A 19,204-nucleotide genomic window follows, 5' to 3' on the forward strand; every position below is an offset into this window, starting at 1 on the left:
GTATCAACCATGTCTTTCTGGCAACGACACCAAGTCTTCGAGAAGAACTCGATCATCCTGGTCATCGGCATCCTGCTGGTGATCGCGATCGGCGGCCTCGTCGAGATCACTCCGCTCTTCTACCTGAAGAGCACGATCGAGGCGGTCGACGGCGTGCGTCCCTATACGCCGCTCGAGCTGGCCGGCCGCAACATCTACGTCCGCGAGGGCTGCTATCTCTGCCATTCGCAGATGGTTCGTCCGCTGCGCGACGAAGTGGAACGCTACGGCCACTTCTCGCTCGCCGCGGAGAGCATGTACGACCATCCGTTCCAGTGGGGCTCCAAGCGTACGGGTCCTGACCTCGCCCGCGTCGGCAACAAGTACTCCGACGACTGGCATGTCACCCACCTGACCAACCCGCGCGCCATCGTCCCCCAGTCGATCATGCCCGGCTATCCCTTCCTGAAGGAGACCGAGCTGAACGCCGACAACGTCGCCGATCACCTGAAGACGCTGCGGGCGGTGGGTGTGCCCTACACCGACGACCAGATCGCCAACGCCGCCGCCGACCTCAAGGCGCAGGTCGATCCGGACGGTGCCGGTGCCGAGGCGCTCACCAAACGCTATCCGAAGGCGGTGGTGCGCAACTTCGACGGCAAGGCGGGTGCGCCGACCGAGATGGATGCGCTGGTAGCGTACCTGCAAATGCTCGGCACCTTGGTCGACTTCAAGATCTACAACGAAAAAGCCAATCTGCGCTGAGATCAGAGGCGAACATCATGAAGCCCATCATTGCAGTCGAAAACATCGCGTCGTCACTCGTGACGACGCTGTGGACCCCGATCTTCGTCGCGATCTTCATCGCGATCGTGACCTATGCCCTCTGGCCTCGCAACAAGGCCGCTTTCGACGAGGCGGCGAGCATGCCGTTGCGGGAGGATTAATTCATCATGGCTGACCATACCGAAGTCGACAGTGTCTCCGGCACCCCCACCACCGGCCACGCCTGGGACGGCATCAAGGAGCTCAACACCCCGCTGCCGCGGTGGTGGGTGATCACCTTCTACATCACCATCGTCTGGGCGATCGGCTACTGGATCGTGTATCCGGCCTGGCCGACCATCTCCAGCAACACTCAGGGCCTGTTCGGCTACTCGTCCCGTGCGGACGTGGGGGTCGAGCTTGCCAATCTCGAGAAGATCCGCGGCGCCAAGATGGCGGCGCTCGCGACCGCCTCGCTCGCCGACATCGAGAAGGATCCGGCGATGCTGGCCCTGGCGCGTGCCAAGGGCAAGACCGTGTTCGGCGACAACTGCGCCGCCTGCCACGGGACCGGCGCGGCCGGCGCCAAGGGCTTCCCGAACCTGAACGACGACGATTGGCTGTGGGGCGGCTCGCTGGAGCAGATCCAGCAGACCCTGCTGTACGGCGTGCGCTCGGGTCACCCGAAGACGCGCGAGGGCCAGATGCTCGCCTTCGGCAAGGACGGTGTCCTGAAGCCGGCGGAGATCGTCACGGTCGCCAACTACGTCCGCGAGCTGGCGGGCCTGCCGACCCGGCCGGGTTATGACGCCAAGGCCGGCGCCAAGGTCTTCGCCGAGAACTGCGTGGCCTGCCATGGCGACAACGCCAAGGGCAATCCGGAGCTCGGCGCGCCGAACCTCACGGACAAGATCTGGCTGTACGGCTCCGACGAGGCGACCTTGATCGAGACCATCACCAATGGTCGCGCCGGTGTCATGCCGGCCTGGGAGGGCCGTCTCGACCCGACCACGATCAAGGCGATGGCGGTCTATGTCCACTCGCTCGGTGGCGGAAAGTAACGGAAATCCAACGGAACTTTCCCTTCGATTGAGCTGGATCAACTGAGCGGCCGGAGGTGGACATACCTTCGGCCGCAACTGCGAGAAGACCCCCAGCCATGATCCGCCAGCCATGAACCAGACGGTAAGACCGGACGACCTGAAGCCTCAGGACCTGCAGCCCGTGGACGATTACGGTCCGCTCTATGCTGCGCACAAGAAGGTCTATCCGCAGAGCGTCTCGGGCACTTTCCGCCGGATCAAATGGGGCCTGATGGGCTTCTGCCTCGGCGTCTATTATTTCCTGCCGTTCGTGCGCTGGAATCGCGGCCTCGGCGCGCCCGACCAGGCGGTGCTGATCGACTTCTCGAACCACCGCTTCTATTTCTTCTTCATCGAGCTGTGGCCGCAGGAGGTGTACTACTTCACCGGCCTCCTGATCATCGCCGCCATCGGCCTGTTCCTGATGAACGCGATCGGCGGCCGTATCTGGTGCGGCTATCTGTGCCCTCAGACGGTGTGGACCGACCTGTTCTATGCCGTCGAGCGCCTGATCGAGGGTGACCGGCGGGAGCGCATGAAGAAGGATGCCTCCGGCGACCCGATGAAGCTGGAGCGGATTTCGGAGCTCGTGCTCAAGCATTCGATCTGGCTGATGATCGCGTGGTGGACCGGCGGCGCCTGGGTGCTGTATTTCAGCGATGCGCCGACGCTCGTGAAGGATCTCATCACCTTCCAGGGGCCGATGCTCGCCTATGTCTGGATCGCGATCCTGACCGCGACGACCTACACGCTCGCCGGCTTCATGCGCGAGCAGGTCTGCGTTTATATGTGCCCGTGGCCGCGCATCCAGGCGGCGCTGACCGACGAATGGGCGCTCAACGTCACCTACCGCTATGACCGCGGCGAGAGCCGCATGTCGGTCAAGAAGGCCGCCGAATTGCGCGCGCTCGGCCAGCCGGCCGGCGACTGCATCGATTGCAAGCAATGCGTGGCGGTATGCCCGACCGGCATCGACATCCGCGACGGCGCCCAGATGGATTGCATCCAGTGCGGCCTCTGCATCGACGCCTGCGATACCGTCATGACCAAGATCGGCCGCCCGACGCGGCTGATCGGCTATGACAACGACATCAACATCCATCGTCGACAGGAAGGCAAGCCGCCGATCTACAAGCTCGTGCGCCCGCGGACCATCGTCTATGCCGCGATCATCGCCGTGGTCGGCGGCGCCATGGTCTACAAGCTCGCGACTCGGTCGCTGCTCGAGGTCAACGTGCTGCACGATCGCAATCCGATCGCGATCAAGCTGTCCGACGGCTCGATCCGCAATGCCTATACGGTGCGCGTCCTCAACAAGCACGGCTTCGATCGCGTCATCGCCATCGACATCGAGGGGCCTGCCAATTCGACCGTCCACGTCGTCGGTGCGGATTCGGTGACGCCGGACCGGCCGATGATCGTGATCGGGCGCGACCAGACCGAGGAGCTGCGCCTCTTGGTGACCGCTCCCGAGGAGAACAATCCCGCGAAGTCCATCCCAGTGAAGTTCCATGTGACGGATATCGGTCTCGGCGTCGTCGCCTCCGCCACCGACAATTTCGTCAGCCCGTAGAGCTAAGGAGCCTGTCAATGGCCAGCCGTTCCAATCCTTCTTTCCAGCTGACCGGAGGCATGGTGCTCGCGATGCTCCTCGCCTTCTTCGGGACCGTGATCGGCGTCAACGTCTACATGATGAAGATGGCGATCTCGACCCTGCCGGGCACCGAGGTCGACAGCGCCTACAGCGCCAGCCTCGGCTACGAGAAGGAGATCGCGGCGGCGCGCGCCCAGGAGGCGCGGCGCTGGCAGGTCGAGGCGCATATCGAGCGTAGCGCCGGCGGCGCCGCCATCCTGCAGGTCAACGCGCGCGACGCAAGCGGCAATCCCGTCTCGGGCCTGACCTTCCAGGGCCGGCTCGAGCGTCCGGCCGACAAGCGCGCGGATCAGGACGTCGCCCTCGCCGAGGTCGGCATCGGCATCTATCGCGGCACGGCGGAGGCGATCGCGCCGGGCCAGTGGGACCTCGTGCTCGAAGGTGATTCCAGCGGCCGCCGCCTGTTCATGTCGAAGAACCGCGTGCTGCTGAACTGAAGGGACTTCCGATCATGCATGTGACGCGTGACTTCTCCCACTACGTCAAGGATCTCGGCGCCGGCCTGAAGCACATCGACCTCGCGGTCGAGGGTGTCAGCTGCGCCGGCTGCATGGCCAAGATCGAGCGCGGCCTCTCGGCACTGCCCGACGTGACGCTCGCGCGGGTCAACCTGACCGACCGCCGCGTCGCGCTGGAATGGAAGCAGGGCACGCTCGATCCGGCCAAGTTCATCGACCGCCTCGCCGAACTCGGCTACAAGGCCTATCCGTTCGAGAAGGCAAGCGCCGAGGCCACCGAGGCCGAGGAATCGCGCTTCCTGCTGCGCTGTCTCGGCGTCGCCGCGTTCGCGACCATGAACGTGATGATGCTGTCGATCCCGGTGTGGTCCGGCAATGTCAGCGACATGCTGCCGGAGCAGCGCGACTTCTTCCACTGGCTGTCGGCCGTCATCGCATTGCCGGCCGCGGCCTATGCCGGCCAGCCGTTCTTCCGTTCGGCATGGCGCGCGCTCAAGAGCGGCAACGTCAACATGGACGTGCCGATCTGCATCGGCGTGATCCTGGCGCTGGGCATGTCGGTCGTCGAGACCTTCCACCACGCCGAGCACGCCTATTTCGACGCCGCGATCATGCTGCTGACCTTCCTGCTGGTCGGCCGCTATCTCGACCAGAACATGCGGCGGCGGACTCGCGCGGTCGCCGGCAATCTCGCCGCGCTGAAGGCGGAGACCGCGACCAAGTTCATCGGCCCCGACGAGATTTCGGAGGTACCGGTCGCCGCCGTTCGCGCCGGCGATCTCGTGCTGCTGCGGCCCGGCGAGCGCTGCGCCGTCGACGGCGTCGTGGTTGAGGGCCGCTCCGAGATCGACCAGAGCCTGATCACCGGCGAGACGCTGTACGTGCCGGCCGAGCAGGGCACGGCGGTCTATGCGGGTTCGCTCAACATTTCCGGCACGCTGCGCGTCCGGGTGTCGGCCGCGGCCGAGGGCACCTTGCTCGCCGAGATCACGCGCCTGCTCGACAACGCGCTGCAGGCTCGCTCGCGCTACATGCGCCTCGCCGACCGCGCCTCGCGGCTCTATGCGCCGGTCGTGCACGCAACAGCGGCGCTCACCGTGCTCGGCTGGGTGCTGATGGGCGCGAGCTGGCATGACGCCATCGTCACCGGCATTGCCGTGCTGATCATCACCTGTCCCTGCGCCCTCGGGCTCGCGATTCCCACCGTGCAGACCGTGGCGTCGGGCGCGATGTTCAAGTCCGGCGTGCTGCTCAATGCGGGCGATGCGATCGAGCGCCTCGCCGAGGCCGATCACGTCATCTTCGACAAGACCGGCACCTTGACGCTGCCGGAGCTCGAGGTCGTCAACGCCGCCGACATCCCTGCAGATGTGTTCGCGCTGGCCGGCCAGCTAGCGCTGTCGAGCCATCATCCGGTGGCCGCGGCGGTGGCCCAGGCCGCCAATGCGCGGTCGCCGCTGATGGGCGCGGTCGAGGAGCCGGGCCAGGGTGTCCGCGCCGTCGTCGACGGCGTCGAGATCAGGCTGGGACGTCCAACCTTCTGCGGCGCCGAGGCGCTGGTTGCGCAGACCGGCAGCGTCGATCCCGAGGCCTCGGTGGTGGCCTTCAGCCGCGGCGACAGCAAGTACCTGTTCTCGGTGCGGCAGGGCTTGCGCCCCGACGCCGCCAAGATCGTCGCCGGCCTGCAGCGGCGCGGCATCAAGGTCGAGATCCTCTCGGGCGATCGCGAGGCGGCGGTGGCCGCGGCCGCCAAGGCGCTCGGCATCGGCGAGTGGCGCGCCGGCGTCACGCCGGCCGACAAGATCGCGCGCATCGAGGAGCTGAAGCGCGCGGGCGTCAAGGTCATGATGGTCGGCGACGGTATGAACGACGCGCCGTCGCTCGCCGCCGCGCACGTCTCGATGTCGCCGATCTCGGCCGCGCATCTGAGCCAAGCCACCGCGGATCTCGTCTTCCTCGGTCGTCCCCTGGCGCCGGTGCTGGCCGCGATCGACTACGCGCGCAAGGCGCTGCATCTGATGCGGCAGAATCTGTGGCTCGCAGTCGGCTATAACGCCCTGGCGGTGCCGCTGGCGATCAGCGGCGTCGTCACCCCGCTGATCGCGGCAGCCGCGATGTCCGGCTCGTCGATCATCGTCATGCTGAATGCGCTGCGTGCCCGCAAGGTGGCCGGGGAGGCCGCGTCATGGAAGTGATGATCATTCTCGTCCCGCTCGCTCTGGCGCTCGGCCTTGCCGGCCTGGTCGGCTTTCTCTGGTCGCTGAAGAGCGGCCAGTATGAGGATCTCGAAGGGGCGGCCTGGCGCGCCATCGCCGACGACGATGAGCAGGCCCCGCCGGCTCAGCCCGAGGCCGCGCCGAGCCGGTCCTGAACGCCTGGCAGCGTCATCCGACGCGCCAGGTATCCCGCGACCGCGAGCGCGGCGGCGATGCCTGCCACGCAAGCCGTCCAGCCGAACCGGTCGAACAACTGGCCGAGCACGGCCGTTCCGATGATGCCGCCGGCGAAATAGCTGGCGAGGTAAAGACCGCTTGCAACGCCCTGATCGTGGGCGGCGGTCTTTCCGACGAAACCTGTGGTCACGGCCTGGGCGAAGAACGTGCCCGCTCCGACCAGCACCATGCCGGCGAGCACCGCCCCGAGCTGTGACGACAGCATCAGGACGAGGCCGAGGCCTGCGGTTGCGAGTGCGCCCCAGATCGCGCCCTGTGTGCCAATCCTTGCGACCGTCCGGCCGGCGAGCAGCGTGGTGACGATCGAGGGCAGGAAGACGAAATACACCAGTCCGACCTCCATCATGCCGAGCGACAGCGGCGGTCGCACCAGCACGAAGTTCACGAAGGTGAAGGCGCCGATGAAGGCGAACAGGACGCAGAAGCCGACGCCGAAGGCCGCGCGCAGCCGGCGGTCGCGCAGGTGATCGGCGATGGCCCCGCCGCGCAGCCGCATCGTTCCCTGCGCACGCATGGCCGCGCCTCCGACCGCGAATGCGGCGAGAAGGGCGCCGCAGACATTGAGCGCGGCGAAGACGTAGAAGGTCGGCTTGAGGCCCAGGGCACCGGTGAGACCGGCCGAGAGCAGGCGCCCGACCAGATTGCTGGCGACGTTGCCGGTGATATAGGCCGCGAAGGCGCCGCCGGCCTCGCTGGCGGTGCACTGCTCGCCGAGATAGGCAAGGGTGAGGGCGAACGCCGAGGCCATGCACAGGCCCTGCAGGATGCGCAAGCCTGCGAACACCGTCAGGTCGGGCGCGCTGCCGAGCAAGGCGGTGAAGCCGGCGAGCAGGGCAAGGCTGGCGACGATGCCGATCCGGCGATCGATCAGCGGGCTGAGCAGGCCGATGACCAGGCTCGCGATCGCCATTCCCAGCGTGCAGGCGTTGACGGCAAGCCCCATCTCGGCCGCGCTGACCTGATAGTAGCGCGCGAGGACCGGCAGCATCGCCTGCGCCGCGAACAGATCGACGAGGCTGAAAAAGGCGAGCAGGCCGACCAGGACCGCGCGCCGCGCCGCCCTTCGTGCATTCACATCGGCGGCTCCAATCGGCAACCGTGCGGACAGATCCGTCATGGCAATCTCCTCGGCTCCACAGGCAACGCGGCCGTATCCGGATCGCCTGCCTGAAGGCGGCGATCCGAAGGCGGCTGGCGGAGGCCCGCGATCTACATGTTGTGATCGTGCGGATCCTTGCGAACGTCGCCGACATAGAGGATGACCGTCTCCTTGCCGTCGTTCTTCCACCAATGCGACGTGCCGAACACCTCGGCTCTCAGATCGCCGGCCTTGTGCAGGATCGGCTCGGCGCAGTTGCTGGCATATTCGATGATCTCGCCCTGCTGAACGAAGATCAGCGCCGGGCGATCGTCATGGCTGTGCCACGGCACGATGCCGCCGGGCGCGATGGTCAGCTTGCGGAAGCGCAACTCGCGGTCCTTGATATTGGCGGGCTGCTTGGCGAGATCGATCGCGCCAAGCGTGACGTCGGTAACGCCGACCGCCTTGACGTCGGCTTTCTCACGTACGCCGGCCTTGATCTTGTCGGCCGGACACTCGCCGGCGCGGGCGCCGGACGCCGCGATCACCGTCGTAGCAACGGCCAGGACGAAAGCAGCGCTCAGGCGGCGCGCGCGTGTAGGTGCGATCTGCATCAACATGTCATTGTCTCCTCTGATGGAACAGCGGCCCGCGCCGAGCGGGCATCGCGAGGCGCACCATCGGGGAGCAGGGGACATGATGGAAATGCATCCTTTCTCTGGAGCCGATAGACCGCCGCTATCGATAGGCGGACGCTATCCTCGCGATTGGACAACGGCATTTCTCAAGCAGAGCAGGTCGCGCTTGTAATGCGGACGCCCGATGACGGGCGACAGCATTCATGAGGAGGAGATATCCATGACCCGCCTGTCCAAGACCTTGATCGCCGCGGCCGTGGTCGCGGTCTCTGCCACCGCAGCCATCGCGCAAGGCGGTCTCGATCTCGCGCCCGGCATGGCCTATGTCTACAGCGCCGGCAAGACCAGCATGATGACGATGGCCGCCGGCGACGCCAATCATCGGGCCATGATGCGCCACGCCAGGAAGGTGCCGAACAACACCGTCTTCTTCATGAGCGACGGGCAGCTCTATTCGGCGTCCGGCATGCTCGATCCCACCGGCAATTTCTATCGGCCCTGAGCGCGACGGTCGGGCAGGCCGCCCTTGTGGTCGGCTTGCCCGGGAAACTATCATGGTTGGGGTCCTGAACCTGCCGGAGCTGCTCATGACAGTGCTTTCACCCGCGGATGCCGAGCGGCTCAGACAGGCCTTCCTGCAATGCAGGGAGATGCAGGGCACCCTGCGTCAGCAGCTCGAGGCCTATGCCGCTGCGGGTCGCGAGATCTTTCCGGCCTACGCATCCGCCGTCGACCGCCTGGTGGCGCGGCTCGGAGACAACGGCGGCGGCGAGACTGCGCCGCGGCCCGGTGAGACGATGCCGCCATTCGTCCTGCCCGATGAGGCTGGCCGGCTAGTGAGCCTGCAATCCTGCCTCGTCCGGGGGCCGGTCGCCGTGATGTTCTTCCGCGGCCATTGGTGCCCCTATTGCCGGCTCAACGTTCGCGCGGTGATCAAGGCGCAGGAGCGCATCGACGCCGCGGGCGGCGCGATCGTCGCGATCATGCCGGAGCTGCAGGCGTTCACGCAGCAGTTCAAATCGGACGCCGGCGCCACCTTCCCTGTGTTGACGGACCTCGACAACGGCTATGCCTTGTCGCTCAACCTCGCGATCTGGCTTGGTCGTGAGATCCAGCAACTACTGGCGCACCAGGACCTGGCGAGCTTCCACGGCAATGACGGCTGGGTGTTGCCCATTCCGGCTGCCTTCGTGGTCGGGCGTGACGGTCTCGTAAAGGCGCGTTTCGTCGATCCCGATTTCCGCAAGCGGATGGAAATCGACGATCTGGTCGAAGCGCTTCGCCAGGCCGCGGCTCAGGACAGCTGAGCGAGCCATTCCTGCCAGTTCCTGCCGCGCAGCATGCGCATCACGGTCGAGGCAACCGCCGTGCGTTCACGGCCAGCAACGCCGTAGAGATGAACGGTGCGCCGCACGTCGAGTCCGTCGACGGTGGCCCGATGCAGGGTCTCCGGCAGCGTGGTCGTTTGCGGCACCACACCGATGCCGACTCCGGCTTCCATCAGCGCGATCAGGTCGCGTTCGGAGTGGACATCATGAGTTCGTCCGAGGTCGACGCCGCGTTCGCGGAGCAGCGTGCGCAACCTGTCCGCATGTTCGCAATAGTTGCGGCACAGCAACGCGTCACCGCCCAGATCATCGATCGCGATCGGATCCTGCCCGGCCAGCCGGTGCCGGCTGCTCACGGCGAGCGCGAAGTCCTCCGTGAAGAGAGGCCAGACATCCAGCCGATCCCAGGTCTCGTCGATCTCCGAGGCGATGCCGAGCTCCGCTTCGCCGCTCTTCAGATGCTCTGCGATCATGCGGCTGCTGCCGCGTAGAAACCTGAGCTCGAGCTGGTTGAACTGGCGCTGCAGCTGATCGAGCAGCGGGATCAGCAGCGCAAGGTCGACCGAGTCGGCGAGCGCGATCCGGAGCGTGCCGAGCTCTCCGCTCTTGAAGGACGAGGCGAGGGTTCGCGCGCCAACGGCAGCCTCGTAGCATTGCTTCAGCAGTGGATGCATGCGCTGGCCGAGCTCGGTGAGTTGCGCGGCCGGCCGCTCACGCCGGAACAAGTCGCCACCGAGCTCGGCTTCGAGCTGCTTGATCGCACGCGTCAGCGACGGCTGCGTCACGTTGCATTCCTCGGCCGCGCGCGTGAAGTGCAGCAGCCGGGCAACGGCAAGAAAATACCGAACCTGATGCATTTCCATCGAGGTGCTCCGTTCGATCGGGCTGACGTCCCGGGTGCAATATCCTACCAAGCGGGGCTTGGCACCAGCGATTGCGATAGCGAGCACCTATCGTGTGGCGAGCCAAACGGCATTTCCATTGGTCATGGCGGCCCGGCAATTTGTGCAGGCACGGGGCTCAACTGCTCGGACGAAGGCGACGCCATGGCTGTAGATTCACTGAAAGCCCGATCCACATTACCTCCGTTGTCCGGCAGGGTGGCGGTGATCACCGGCTCGTCCAGCGGCATCGGTCTGGGGATTGCGCAGGCACTTGCCGGTGCCGGGGCGCACGTCATGCTGAACGGCTTCGGAGCTCCCGAGGAGATCGGCCGCATCAGGTCGCAGATCGCTGCGGAGTTCGGTGTTCGCACCGGCTATGCTGCGGCCGACATGACGCAGCCGGAAGCGATCGCGAGCATGATGGCCGGTACCCTGCAGGAATTTGGCCGTATCGACATCCTGGTCAACAACGCCGGCATTCAACACGTCGCGCCGCTCGAGCAGTTTCCCGTCGAAAAGTGGGACGCCATCGTTGCGGTCAATCTCTCGTCGGCGTTCCACACGATGCGGTTGGCACTGCCGTCGATGCGGCGGAATAGCTTCGGTCGCATCATCAACATCGCCTCGGCGCATGGCCTCGTCGCGTCGCCGTTCAAATCGGCCTATGTCGCTGCCAAGCATGGCATCATCGGCTTGACCAAGGTCGCGGCGCTGGAGGCGGCCGAGATCGGCATCACCTGCAATGCGATCTGTCCAGGCTACGTCTACACGCCGCTGGTCGAGGCGCAGATCGACGGACAGGCCAGGGCGCACGGCATCTCCCGCGATCAGGTCATCCGCGATGTCCTGCTGGCGCAACAGCCGAACAAGCGCTTTGCAACGGTGGAGGAGATCGGTGCGCTCGCCGTCTTTCTCGCCAGCGATGCCGCCGCATCGATCACCGGTGTTGCCCTGCCGGTCGATGGTGGTTGGACCGCACATTGACGGTTGGGCGATGTAACAGCGACGGGAAAACTGCGAACAGGACAATGCATCAGGAGGGAGACATGAGGAGGGAGACATGGCCGACGTCGACGACACGATGTGCGCGATGATCGATCGCAGCAGGCTGCCTGGGCAGGTGGTTCTCGTCCTGCAGGGCGGTGGTGCGCTCGGTTCATACCAGGCCGGCGTCTATCAGGCGCTGCACGAGGCTGGTCTGGAGCCGGACTGGGTGATCGGGACATCGATTGGCGCCATCAATGCCGCTCTCATCGCCGGCAGCCCGGTGCAGGAGCGCATGACGCGGCTGCGGGAGTTCTGGAAGCGGATGCACCGGCGGCCAGCCTGGACAGTGCGCACGGCCTTTCCGGATTTCAACGAGCGGCTGTCCTATTGGACGACCGTGACGCATGGGATTCCGGGCTTCTTCCGTCCCAACGCCCTGGCGCATGCCGGGGAGTCCTATCCGCTCGGTGCCGAGCAGGCCGGCTATTACTCGACCGCTCCGCTGCGCGAAACGCTGCAGGAGCTCGTCGACTTCGATCGTCTCAACAATGGCGGTCTACGCCTCACGGTCGGGGCGGCGCATGTCAGGACGAGCCGGATGAGCTATTTCGACAGTCGCGACGAGGTGCTGGATGTCCGCCACATCCTGGCATCGGGCGCGCTGCCTCCCGCGTTTCCGGCAGTTCGCATCGATGGCGAACTGTATTGGGACGGCGGCATCCTGTCGAACACGCCGACCGAGGTCGTGTTCGACGACAATCCGCGAAAGGACTCGCTGATCTTCGCCGTGCATCTGTGGAATCCCGAGGGAGCCGAGCCGACGACCATGGCGGAGGTGTTCAACCGCCACAAGGACGCGCAATATTCGAGCCGGATCTCGAGCCATATCGCGCGCCAGCAGCAGACGCATCGGCTGCGGCATATCATCAATCAGCTTGCGGTTCATTTGCCGGAGTCGGCCCGCAATGATCCGGCGATCCGCGATCTTGTCAGTCACGGTTGCCAGACGCGGATGCATGTCGTCCGGCTGCTGGCCCCGCAACTCGCTCGCGAGAGCCATACCAAGGATATCGATTTCACCGAGCGAGGCATCATCGCGCGCTGGACTGCGGGCTATCAGCACACGCGATCGGTCCTGCAGCGCAGGCCCTGGTCGGGCGAGCACGATCCGCTCTCCGGCGTGGTGTTGCACGATCCCTCGGTCACGCTTGCAGCGGCTGCGGAGTAGAGGGCCCGATGAGCCGAGTCGATCCGATTGGCGCGGTATCGCGGCATTCAGATACCGCTCGGATCAGCTCAGTTTAAGGGATTAGTCGCCATTCGTTCTTAATCATTATGGCGCGGCAGCATCGCCGCGATTCGTGTTTGCCGACCGCGCGGGGACGTCGCCGGAGGCCGCTGCGCCAGCGCGTATCGGCCGACGCGAGCGTGACCGGCCGGGCAGCGATATTTGATTGGGAACGGCCGATGTCCGAGCGCTCGGTGCTGCAGAATGAGACGATCAAGCCGGAGACCGGTGCGGTCAGTCTCAAATGGAAAATTCTTGCCGGCAATCTGCTGACCGGCTTCTTCGCGATGGCCTTCGCCTTTGCGCTCGCATGGAGCGGGTGGGGCGACTTGCGCAAGCGCGAGCGGGCGGAGCAGGTTCTGGACGCCTTCGAGCTGGCACTGAAGGTCAATGCGCAGATCCCGCTCGAGCGCGGCCAGTGGAATCTGCTCGCGGCGGCCGGGTCCGCGTCGGCGGATGATGTCGCCAAGCTCGACAAGGCCATCGCCACGACGGACGAGTCGCTGGCACGGGCCAAGGCCGCCGCGCAAGTTGCGGGCCTGCCGACCACCAACATCGATGCCGCAGCGACGACACTGCGTGGCGTCCGTTCGGCGGCGCGCAACGCTGTACCGCTTCCGGCCGCGCAACGTCCGGCGAACATCCAGGCGACGACCACGGATGGCCTCGGTCGGGCGGCCGAGTCCCTGAATGCCGCCATCGACGAGACCGCGATCGAGCTGTCGGGGGCCGGCGGCGAGGTCGAGAACCTGTTGCCTTCGGCCCAGCTTGCGCAGCTGTCGCAATCGATGCGCACGATCAACGGCGCGCGCTCCGCCGTGCTGCGCTTCTTCATCCAGAACGTCAGCTGGACCCCGGCGCGTCTTGCCGAGGTGACCGAGCAGAGCGGACAGGTGACCCTGCTGTGGCAGCAGATCGAGCTCGCGGCGCGCAGCGTTCGCAATACGCCGGAGGTGTCCGCCGCGCTGGAGCACGTGCGCACGACCCTGATGGGTGCTGGCGAACAGCGCTACCGTCAGATCGTCACGGCGGGGCGCGACGGACAGCCGTCGCCGGTCACGGCTGAGGAATGGGGCCGCTGGACCACGCCGATGCTGAACAACGTCATCGTGCTGCGCGATGCGGCGCTGAAGTCCGCGCATCAGGCCATCGATCAGGCGATCGGCGCGGCGCGGCTGCGGCTGTTCATCGCGCTCGGCGTTCTGCTGCTGGTGGCGATCGTGTCGGTCGCCGTGGTCATCGGCGTCGTCCGCGGCGTCATCGGCCCGCTGGTCGGACTGACCGGCGTGACCCTGCGCCTCGCCAATGGCGAGCTGAGCGCCGATATTCCGAACGAGTCCCGCAAGGACGAGATCGGCGCGATGGCGCGCGCCCTGAAGATCTTCAAGGACGCGCTGATCGCCAAGAAGGCCTCGGACGAGGCCGCGCAGCGCGACGCGCAGGCGCAGATCGATCGGGCCCAGCGGCTGGATGCGCTGACGCGCAACTTCGAGTCGACGATTGCCGACATCGTCAACACCGTGTCGTCGGCGGCCTCGGGCCTCGAGACGTCGGCGGACATGCTGACAAACACCGCTAGCCGCTCGCAGGAGCTCAGCACGGTGGTGGCGGCTGCGTCGGAGGAAGCGTCCGCCAACGTTCAGTCGGTCGCCTCCGCCACCGAGGAGCTCTCCTCGTCGGTGACCGAGATCAGCCGTCAGGTCCAGGCGTCGGCCCGCATGGCCGGCGACGCCGTGCAGCAGGTGCGCCAGACCAATGGGCGCGTCGCCGAGTTGTCGCAGGCCGCAGCCCGCATCGGCGACGTCGTCGAGCTCATCAACAGCATTGCCGGACAGACCAATCTCCTCGCACTCAACGCCACCATCGAGGCGGCGCGCGCCGGCGACGCCGGCCGCGGTTTCGCGGTGGTTGCGACCGAGGTGAAGGCGCTCGCGGAACAGACGGCGAAGGCGACCGAGGAGATCTCACAGCAGATCTCGGGCGTGCAGGCCGCGACGCAGGAATCGGTGAATTCGATCCAGGCGATCAGCTCGACGATCGAGCGGCTTGCCGAGATCGGAGCAGCCATTGCGGCGGCGGTCGAAGAGCAGGGCGCGGCAACGCAGGAAATCTCGCGCAACGTGCAGCAGGCCGCCCACGGCACCCAGCAGGTCTCGTCCAACATCACGGACGTGCAGCGCGGCGCCTCGCAGACCGGCTCGGCCTCCGCCGAGGTGCTGTCGTCGGCCAAGTCGCTGGCTGGAGATTCCAACCGCCTCAAGCGGGAGGTCGGCAGCTTCCTGGAAGCGGTCCGCGCAGCGTAAGAAGCCAGCCTTTCAAGCGGGCTACGACGCCAGCATCTTCCGGTACAGTGCGTTGTAGCAGGCGGCCGACAGGTTCCAGCTGAATGAGCGTGCCATCGCCGACAGCCGCATCTCGTTCAGCCGTTCGGTGCTGGTGAACGCCGAAAACGCGCGCTTAACCCCGCCGAGGAAGGATTCCGCCGACGGCTTCTCGAACAGGAATCCGGTCTCGCCATCTGTGATGGTCTCGGCGAGGCCGCCGGTCTGGTGGCCGATCGGCAGCGAGCCGAAGCGCTGGGCATACATCTGGCTCAGGCCGCATGGCTCGAAGCGCGACGGCATCAGGGTGAAGTCGCTGCCGGCGAAGATGCGCCGCGCCTGTGCATCGTTGAAGCCGATGGCGACCCCGATCGCGTCCGGCCGGCGGCGGTGGGCCTCCATCAGCGCGCGCTCGATGGCGGGCTCGCCGGTGCCGGTGACCACGATCTGGCCGCCGGCGCCGACGATCTCATCGGCGGCTTCCAGCACCAGGTCGATGCCTTTCTGATGGACGAGGCGCGCGACGATGCCGAACATCGGACCGCGCGACACGGCGAGGCCGAACTGCTTGCGGACGTAGTCGGCGTTGGCCTTCTTGCCCTTCCAGTCGCCCGCGGCGAAGGGCTGCGCCAGCTGCTGGCAGTAGCGGGGATCCCAGCTCTCGTCGATGCCGTTGAGAATGCCGGTCAGCTCATCGGCATTGGAGCGCTGCCGGAGCAGGCCCTCCAGCCCGCAGCCGAGCTCGGGCGTCGTGATCTCCTGGGCATAGGTCGAGCTGACCGTGGTGAGATGCGACGCATAGATCAGACCGCCCTTGAGAAAGGACAGTTTGTCGTAGAACTCCAGACCGTCGATGTGGAACGAGGATTCGGGGGCGCCGATCCGGCGCAGCGACTCGCGCGGGAACAGGCCCTGATAGGCGAGGTTGTGGATGGTCAGGATCGACGGTACGTCGACCCCGCGCCACGCCAGATAGGCCGGCACCAATGCGGCCTGCCAATCATTGGCGTGGACCAGATCGGCTGCCCAGTTCTTGTCCAGCGTGCCCGCCGCCAACTCGGCGGCGGCGGCGGCGAGACGGCCGAAGCGGATGTCGTTGTCCGCCCAGTCCTGCCCGCTTTCGTCGCCATAGGGGTTGCCCGGCCGGTCGTAGAGCTCGTCGCAGAGCAGGACGTAGACCGGCAGGCCGTCGCGGGTCGACGACCGCCCCAGGGCGCAGCCCGGCATCTCTGCCAGGGGCGCGCAGTGGCCGACGATCTCGATGTGAGTGAGTTGCTCGATCACGTCCCGGTAGCCGGGCAGCATGATCCTGACATCGGTGTGTGAGCGCAGCGCCCGGGGAAGTGCCGCCGAAACGGCAGCCAGTCCGCCCACCCGGACGAAATCGTCCATTTCGGTCGTAACGAACAGAACCCGCAAGAGATGTCCTCGATCAAGCCCCATGTTCGTCCTATGCAAGAAAAGGTCCAAATTCAGTCATGAAGAAAGGCGCTGCCGCACCGCGGCGGGACGCCAAACGCTTTCGACATCGAATGGTTCGATCTAGAAACGACCTGCACGACGATCGATGGCTTACGCTTTGTGAATCCGCGACGGCAAAGCGGACCTTCGGCCTCGGTGCCGAGCGAGAAGAGTTCAAACCAGGGAGCTGCCAGGGTGAGTCTAGTGGGAAACGATGAGAGCCGTTTGACAGGATGTTTCGAGGGACTGCGCGTCCTCGACTTCTCGACCACCATCGCCGGCCCGCACTGTGCCCGCATGCTTGCCGATATGGGAGCGGAGGTGATCAAGATCGAGTCAGTCGAAGGTGAAACCATGCGCACCCGGCCTCCGATGCGTCATGGCTGCTCTACCGCTTTCGGTCAGCTCAACGTCGGCAAGAAGAGCGTCGTGCTCGACCTCAAGTCGCGCGACGGTGTCGCCGCGGTGCGTCGGCTGGTCGCATCGGCCGATATCCTGGTTGAGAACTTCCGCCCTGGAGTGATGCAGCGGCTCGGGCTGGACTATGCGGCCTTGAGCGCGCTGAATCCGCGGCTGATCTACTGCTCGATCTCGGGCTACGGCCAGACCGGCCCATCGGCGGAACTCCCGGCCTACGCCCCGGTGATCCATGCGGCTTCGGGCTACGACATGGCGCATCTCGCCTACCAGCCGGGGCGCAGCCGACCCGATTATTGCGGCATCTACCATGCCGACGTCGTCACCGGGACCTACGCGTTCGGCGCCATCGCCTCCGCTCTGTATCAGCGCGAACGCAACGGGCGCGGCCAGCACATCGACTGCTCGATGCTGGAATCGATGCTGAGCCTGACACTGAACGAGATCCAATGGTCGCAATTTCCCGTCGCGCAGCCGTCGCGGCCGACCTTCGGCCCGGCGGAGTGTCGCGACGGCTATGTGATGATCGCCATCGCCAGCGAGAAGACGTTCCAGAACCTGATGACCGCGATCGGCCATCCGGACTGGGTCGATGATCCCAGATTCGCAAAATATTCCGACCGGCGGGCAAACTGGGGGGCGCTGATGGATGGCGTGGAAGCCTGGTCGCGCCGGCTCACCGTCGCCCAATGCCTGGAGGCATTGAATGCGGGCGGCGTGCCAAGTTCGGCCTACCGCAGCGTGGCCGATGCGCTGGCTGATCCGCAGATCGCGCATCGCGGCGCGCTGGCCGATGTGGAGGATGCAGCCGGCAACTTCAAGGTCGTCAACCTGCCGTTTCGGATGTCGGAAGCGAAGGTTGCGGCCGGCCCGCGGGCCGCAAGCCTCGGAGAGCACACCGTGGAAATCCTGCGGGGCGCTGGCGTAGGCGACGCTGCAAAACCTTGAGCCCGCTAAGGCAAAACGCTGCAGGGCTGCCATGACCGCAGGCGCTGCGCGCAGCCTTGCCGCTCCTCGCGTTTCCAGCCAATGTCGCGATATCGCAAGAACAGTCCGGACCAGCCGGACGCGCTCATGCCGGGGAGGAGGTCCAAGGCGACGTTGCCGCGCGCAGCCTCGCCGCTCGTCCCGTCGATGCGCCGTCCGGTCGCGCCCGCACCGGACTACGGGAGTGAAACCATGAAGAGCTTCAAGGTCACCGATTTCAATGCGCCGCTGACCGAGGTCGACGAGCCGACACCGCAACCATTCGGCAAACAGGTGCTGATCAAGGTGGAGGCGGCCGGCGTCTGCCACAGCGATCTGCACATCTGGGAAGGCGGCTATGATCTCGGGCACGGCCGCAAGCCGCTGTCCCTCAAGGATCGCGGCGTGTCGCTGCCGCGGACCATGGGCCATGAGAGCGCCGGCGAGATCGTGGCGTTCGGGCCGGAGGTCACCGAGGCGGAGAAGGGCGGGCTGAAGGTCGGCGACGTCGTGCTGGTCTATCCCTGGATCGGCTGCGGCAAGTGCGCGACCTGTCTCGCCGGCGACGAGAACATGTGCCTGAAGCCGGCCTCGCTCGGCGTCTATTGCGACGGCGGCTATGCCGACCACATGACGGTGCCGCATCCGCGCCACCTGATCGATCTCAAGGGGCTCGATCCGGTGACGACCGCGCCTTACGCCTGCTCCGGTGTCACGACCTACAGCGCGCTCAAGAAGGTCGAGAAGGATTTCGACACGCCGATCGTGATCTTCGGCGCCGGCGGCCTCGGGCTGATGGCGCTGTCGCTGTTGAAGGCAATGGGCGGCAAGGGTGCGATCGTGGTCGATATCGACGCGCGCAAGCGCGAGGCGGCGCTGGCGGCCGGCGCGCTGGCGGCGGTCGACGGCAAGGCGCCGGATGCGCTGGAGCAACTGAACAAGGCCGCAGGCGAGCCGATCCGGGCCGTCATCGACCTGGTCGGCAATGCCGCCACCGCGCAGCTGGGCTTCGACTGCCTCACCAAGGGCGGCAAGCTGGTCATCGTCGGCCTGTTCGGCGGCGGCGCGCCGTGGGCGCTGCCGCTCATTCCGATCAAGGCGGTGACGATCCAGGGCAGCTATGTCGGCAATCTCCGCGAGACAAAGGAGCTGCTCGACCTCGTCCGCGCCAAGCACATCGCGCCGATCCCGGTGACGCCGATGCCGCTCGCCAAGGCCAACGATGCCCTGCGTGAGCTGCAGAAGGGTCAGCTGGTCGGCCGCGCCGTGCTGACGCCGTAGGACACACCCTCTCCATCGTCATTGCGAGGAGCGAAGCGACGAAGCAATCCAGAGTCTCAACCTGGGCCCTGGATTGCTTCCGCCGTCGCCCTTCGGGCTAAGGCGGACAAGTCGCTTCGCTCGCAATGACGGCGCTAAATCCCTCGTGTGACGAAGAAAAA

Annotated in this window: 18 protein-coding genes; 14 read left to right on the plus strand and 4 right to left on the minus strand. The window is 66.0% G+C overall.

The genetic code is table 11. The annotated features are described in order from the left end of the window. Positions 1-9 precede the first annotated feature (9 nt). The 7 genes from ccoO to ccoS all read left to right on the plus strand — a co-directional run bounded on the left by ccoO (position 10) and on the right by ccoS (position 6,309). Complete coding sequence (gene ccoO / locus QX041_RS01485; RefSeq protein WP_172236801.1) at positions 10-744, plus strand: cytochrome-c oxidase, cbb3-type subunit II; 735 nt, start codon at positions 10-12, stop codon at positions 742-744. A 17-nt stretch (positions 745-761) separates the two neighbouring features. Continuing rightward, positions 762-926: a cbb3-type cytochrome c oxidase subunit 3 gene (locus QX041_RS01490; protein ID WP_315715702.1), complete on the plus strand. Its 165-nt coding sequence runs from the start codon at positions 762-764 to the stop codon at positions 924-926. Between the two features lie 6 nt (positions 927-932). After that, positions 933-1,805, plus strand: coding sequence for a cytochrome-c oxidase, cbb3-type subunit III (gene ccoP, locus QX041_RS01495; RefSeq protein ID WP_316164330.1), 873 nt, complete (start codon positions 933-935; stop codon positions 1,803-1,805). 112 nt (positions 1,806-1,917) lie between these two features. Next, positions 1,918-3,399, plus strand: a complete 1,482-nt coding sequence (gene ccoG, locus QX041_RS01500; RefSeq protein WP_316164331.1) for a cytochrome c oxidase accessory protein CcoG — start codon at positions 1,918-1,920, stop codon at positions 3,397-3,399. 17 nt (positions 3,400-3,416) lie between these two features. Beyond that, positions 3,417-3,917 (plus strand): FixH family protein, encoded by a 501-nt coding sequence (locus QX041_RS01505; RefSeq protein WP_315715705.1) that lies wholly within the window; start codon positions 3,417-3,419, stop codon positions 3,915-3,917. 14 nt (positions 3,918-3,931) lie between these two features. Beyond that, positions 3,932-6,133, plus strand: coding sequence for a cation-translocating P-type ATPase (locus tag QX041_RS01510; RefSeq protein ID WP_315715706.1), 2,202 nt, complete (start codon positions 3,932-3,934; stop codon positions 6,131-6,133). Further along, positions 6,124-6,309, plus strand: coding sequence for a cbb3-type cytochrome oxidase assembly protein CcoS (gene ccoS / locus QX041_RS01515; protein WP_315715707.1), 186 nt, complete (start codon positions 6,124-6,126; stop codon positions 6,307-6,309). Before QX041_RS01510 ends, ccoS begins: the two co-directional genes overlap by 10 nt. On the opposite strand, the gene QX041_RS01520 is transcribed toward ccoS, so the two are convergent. Then, on the minus strand, positions 6,279-7,508 hold the full coding sequence (locus tag QX041_RS01520; RefSeq protein WP_315715709.1) for an MFS transporter: 1,230 nt from the start codon (positions 7,506-7,508) through the stop codon (positions 6,279-6,281). The genes ccoS and QX041_RS01520 overlap by 31 nt on opposite strands. Before the next feature lie 92 nt (positions 7,509-7,600). After that, on the minus strand, positions 7,601-8,086 hold the full coding sequence (locus tag QX041_RS01525) for a cupin domain-containing protein (protein WP_409977935.1): 486 nt from the start codon (positions 8,084-8,086) through the stop codon (positions 7,601-7,603). Between the two features lie 244 nt (positions 8,087-8,330). On the opposite strand from QX041_RS01525, the gene QX041_RS01530 reads away from it, so the two are divergent. Both QX041_RS01530 and QX041_RS01535 read left to right on the plus strand, forming a co-directional pair. Further along, the gene (locus QX041_RS01530) at positions 8,331-8,612 is read left to right on the plus strand and encodes a hypothetical protein (protein ID WP_315715711.1); all 282 of its coding nucleotides are present in this window, start codon (positions 8,331-8,333) and stop codon (positions 8,610-8,612) included. Positions 8,613-8,697: 85 nt separating this feature from the next. Next, the gene (locus QX041_RS01535; protein ID WP_315715712.1) at positions 8,698-9,417 is read left to right on the plus strand and encodes a peroxiredoxin-like family protein; all 720 of its coding nucleotides are present in this window, start codon (positions 8,698-8,700) and stop codon (positions 9,415-9,417) included. Here the strand turns inward: QX041_RS01535 and QX041_RS01540 are convergent. Beyond that, entirely contained in the window at positions 9,405-10,301 is an 897-nt protein-coding gene (locus QX041_RS01540) for a LysR family transcriptional regulator (RefSeq protein ID WP_315715713.1), read from the minus strand. The two genes, QX041_RS01535 and QX041_RS01540, sit on opposite strands and share 13 nt — an antisense overlap. 183 nt (positions 10,302-10,484) lie before the next feature. Here QX041_RS01540 and QX041_RS01545 point away from each other — a divergent pair, with 183 nt between their 5' ends. The 3 genes from QX041_RS01545 to QX041_RS01555 all read left to right on the plus strand — a co-directional run bounded on the left by QX041_RS01545 (position 10,485) and on the right by QX041_RS01555 (position 14,900). After that, positions 10,485-11,306, plus strand: coding sequence for a 3-hydroxybutyrate dehydrogenase (locus tag QX041_RS01545; protein WP_315715714.1), 822 nt, complete (start codon positions 10,485-10,487; stop codon positions 11,304-11,306). A gap of 76 nt (positions 11,307-11,382) precedes the next feature. After that, positions 11,383-12,537 carry a patatin-like phospholipase family protein gene (locus tag QX041_RS01550; RefSeq protein WP_315715715.1) on the plus strand — a complete coding sequence of 385 codons (1,155 nt, stop codon included), beginning with the start codon at positions 11,383-11,385 and terminating at the stop codon, positions 12,535-12,537. 239 nt (positions 12,538-12,776) lie between these two features. After that, positions 12,777-14,900 carry a HAMP domain-containing methyl-accepting chemotaxis protein gene (locus tag QX041_RS01555; RefSeq protein ID WP_315715716.1) on the plus strand — a complete coding sequence of 708 codons (2,124 nt, stop codon included), beginning with the start codon at positions 12,777-12,779 and terminating at the stop codon, positions 14,898-14,900. Between the two features lie 21 nt (positions 14,901-14,921). On the opposite strand, the gene glgA is transcribed toward QX041_RS01555, so the two are convergent. Further along, on the minus strand, positions 14,922-16,337 hold the full coding sequence (gene glgA, locus QX041_RS01560) for a glycogen synthase GlgA (protein WP_315715717.1): 1,416 nt from the start codon (positions 16,335-16,337) through the stop codon (positions 14,922-14,924). A gap of 339 nt (positions 16,338-16,676) precedes the next feature. Here glgA and QX041_RS01565 point away from each other — a divergent pair, with 339 nt between their 5' ends. Continuing rightward, positions 16,677-17,744, plus strand: a complete 1,068-nt coding sequence (locus QX041_RS01565) for a CaiB/BaiF CoA transferase family protein (RefSeq protein ID WP_410051856.1) — start codon at positions 16,677-16,679, stop codon at positions 17,742-17,744. Between the two features lie 231 nt (positions 17,745-17,975). Then, positions 17,976-19,043 (plus strand): alcohol dehydrogenase, encoded by a 1,068-nt coding sequence (locus QX041_RS01570; protein ID WP_316164332.1) that lies wholly within the window; start codon positions 17,976-17,978, stop codon positions 19,041-19,043. Positions 19,044-19,204: the final 161 nt, after the last annotated feature.

Origin of the sequence: Bradyrhizobium sp. SZCCHNRI2009 (genome assembly GCF_032485115.1) — a bacterium.
In the GTDB taxonomy this organism is placed as follows: Bacteria; Pseudomonadota; Alphaproteobacteria; order Rhizobiales; family Xanthobacteraceae; genus Bradyrhizobium.

Excerpts from the sequence above, each read along its gene's own strand:
- ccoO (WP_172236801.1), top strand. The coding sequence starts at position 10 with ATGTCTTTCTGGCAACGACACCAAGTCTTCGAGAAGAACTCGATCATC.
- QX041_RS01490 (WP_315715702.1), top strand. The coding sequence starts at position 762 with ATGAAGCCCATCATTGCAGTCGAAAACATCGCGTCGTCACTCGTGACG.
- ccoP (WP_316164330.1), top strand. The coding sequence starts at position 933 with ATGGCTGACCATACCGAAGTCGACAGTGTCTCCGGCACCCCCACCACC.
- ccoG (WP_316164331.1), top strand. The coding sequence starts at position 1,918 with ATGAACCAGACGGTAAGACCGGACGACCTGAAGCCTCAGGACCTGCAG.
- QX041_RS01505 (WP_315715705.1), top strand. The coding sequence starts at position 3,417 with ATGGCCAGCCGTTCCAATCCTTCTTTCCAGCTGACCGGAGGCATGGTG.
- QX041_RS01510 (WP_315715706.1), top strand. The coding sequence starts at position 3,932 with ATGCATGTGACGCGTGACTTCTCCCACTACGTCAAGGATCTCGGCGCC.
- ccoS (WP_315715707.1), top strand. The coding sequence starts at position 6,124 with ATGGAAGTGATGATCATTCTCGTCCCGCTCGCTCTGGCGCTCGGCCTT.
- QX041_RS01520 (WP_315715709.1), bottom strand. The coding sequence starts at position 7,508 with ATGACGGATCTGTCCGCACGGTTGCCGATTGGAGCCGCCGATGTGAAT.
- QX041_RS01525 (WP_409977935.1), bottom strand. The coding sequence starts at position 8,086 with ATGCAGATCGCACCTACACGCGCGCGCCGCCTGAGCGCTGCTTTCGTC.
- QX041_RS01530 (WP_315715711.1), top strand. The coding sequence starts at position 8,331 with ATGACCCGCCTGTCCAAGACCTTGATCGCCGCGGCCGTGGTCGCGGTC.
- QX041_RS01535 (WP_315715712.1), top strand. The coding sequence starts at position 8,698 with ATGACAGTGCTTTCACCCGCGGATGCCGAGCGGCTCAGACAGGCCTTC.
- QX041_RS01540 (WP_315715713.1), bottom strand. The coding sequence starts at position 10,301 with ATGGAAATGCATCAGGTTCGGTATTTTCTTGCCGTTGCCCGGCTGCTG.
- QX041_RS01545 (WP_315715714.1), top strand. The coding sequence starts at position 10,485 with ATGGCTGTAGATTCACTGAAAGCCCGATCCACATTACCTCCGTTGTCC.
- QX041_RS01550 (WP_315715715.1), top strand. The coding sequence starts at position 11,383 with ATGGCCGACGTCGACGACACGATGTGCGCGATGATCGATCGCAGCAGG.
- QX041_RS01555 (WP_315715716.1), top strand. The coding sequence starts at position 12,777 with ATGTCCGAGCGCTCGGTGCTGCAGAATGAGACGATCAAGCCGGAGACC.
- QX041_RS01565 (WP_410051856.1), top strand. The coding sequence starts at position 16,677 with ATGCTTGCCGATATGGGAGCGGAGGTGATCAAGATCGAGTCAGTCGAA.
- QX041_RS01570 (WP_316164332.1), top strand. The coding sequence starts at position 17,976 with ATGAAGAGCTTCAAGGTCACCGATTTCAATGCGCCGCTGACCGAGGTC.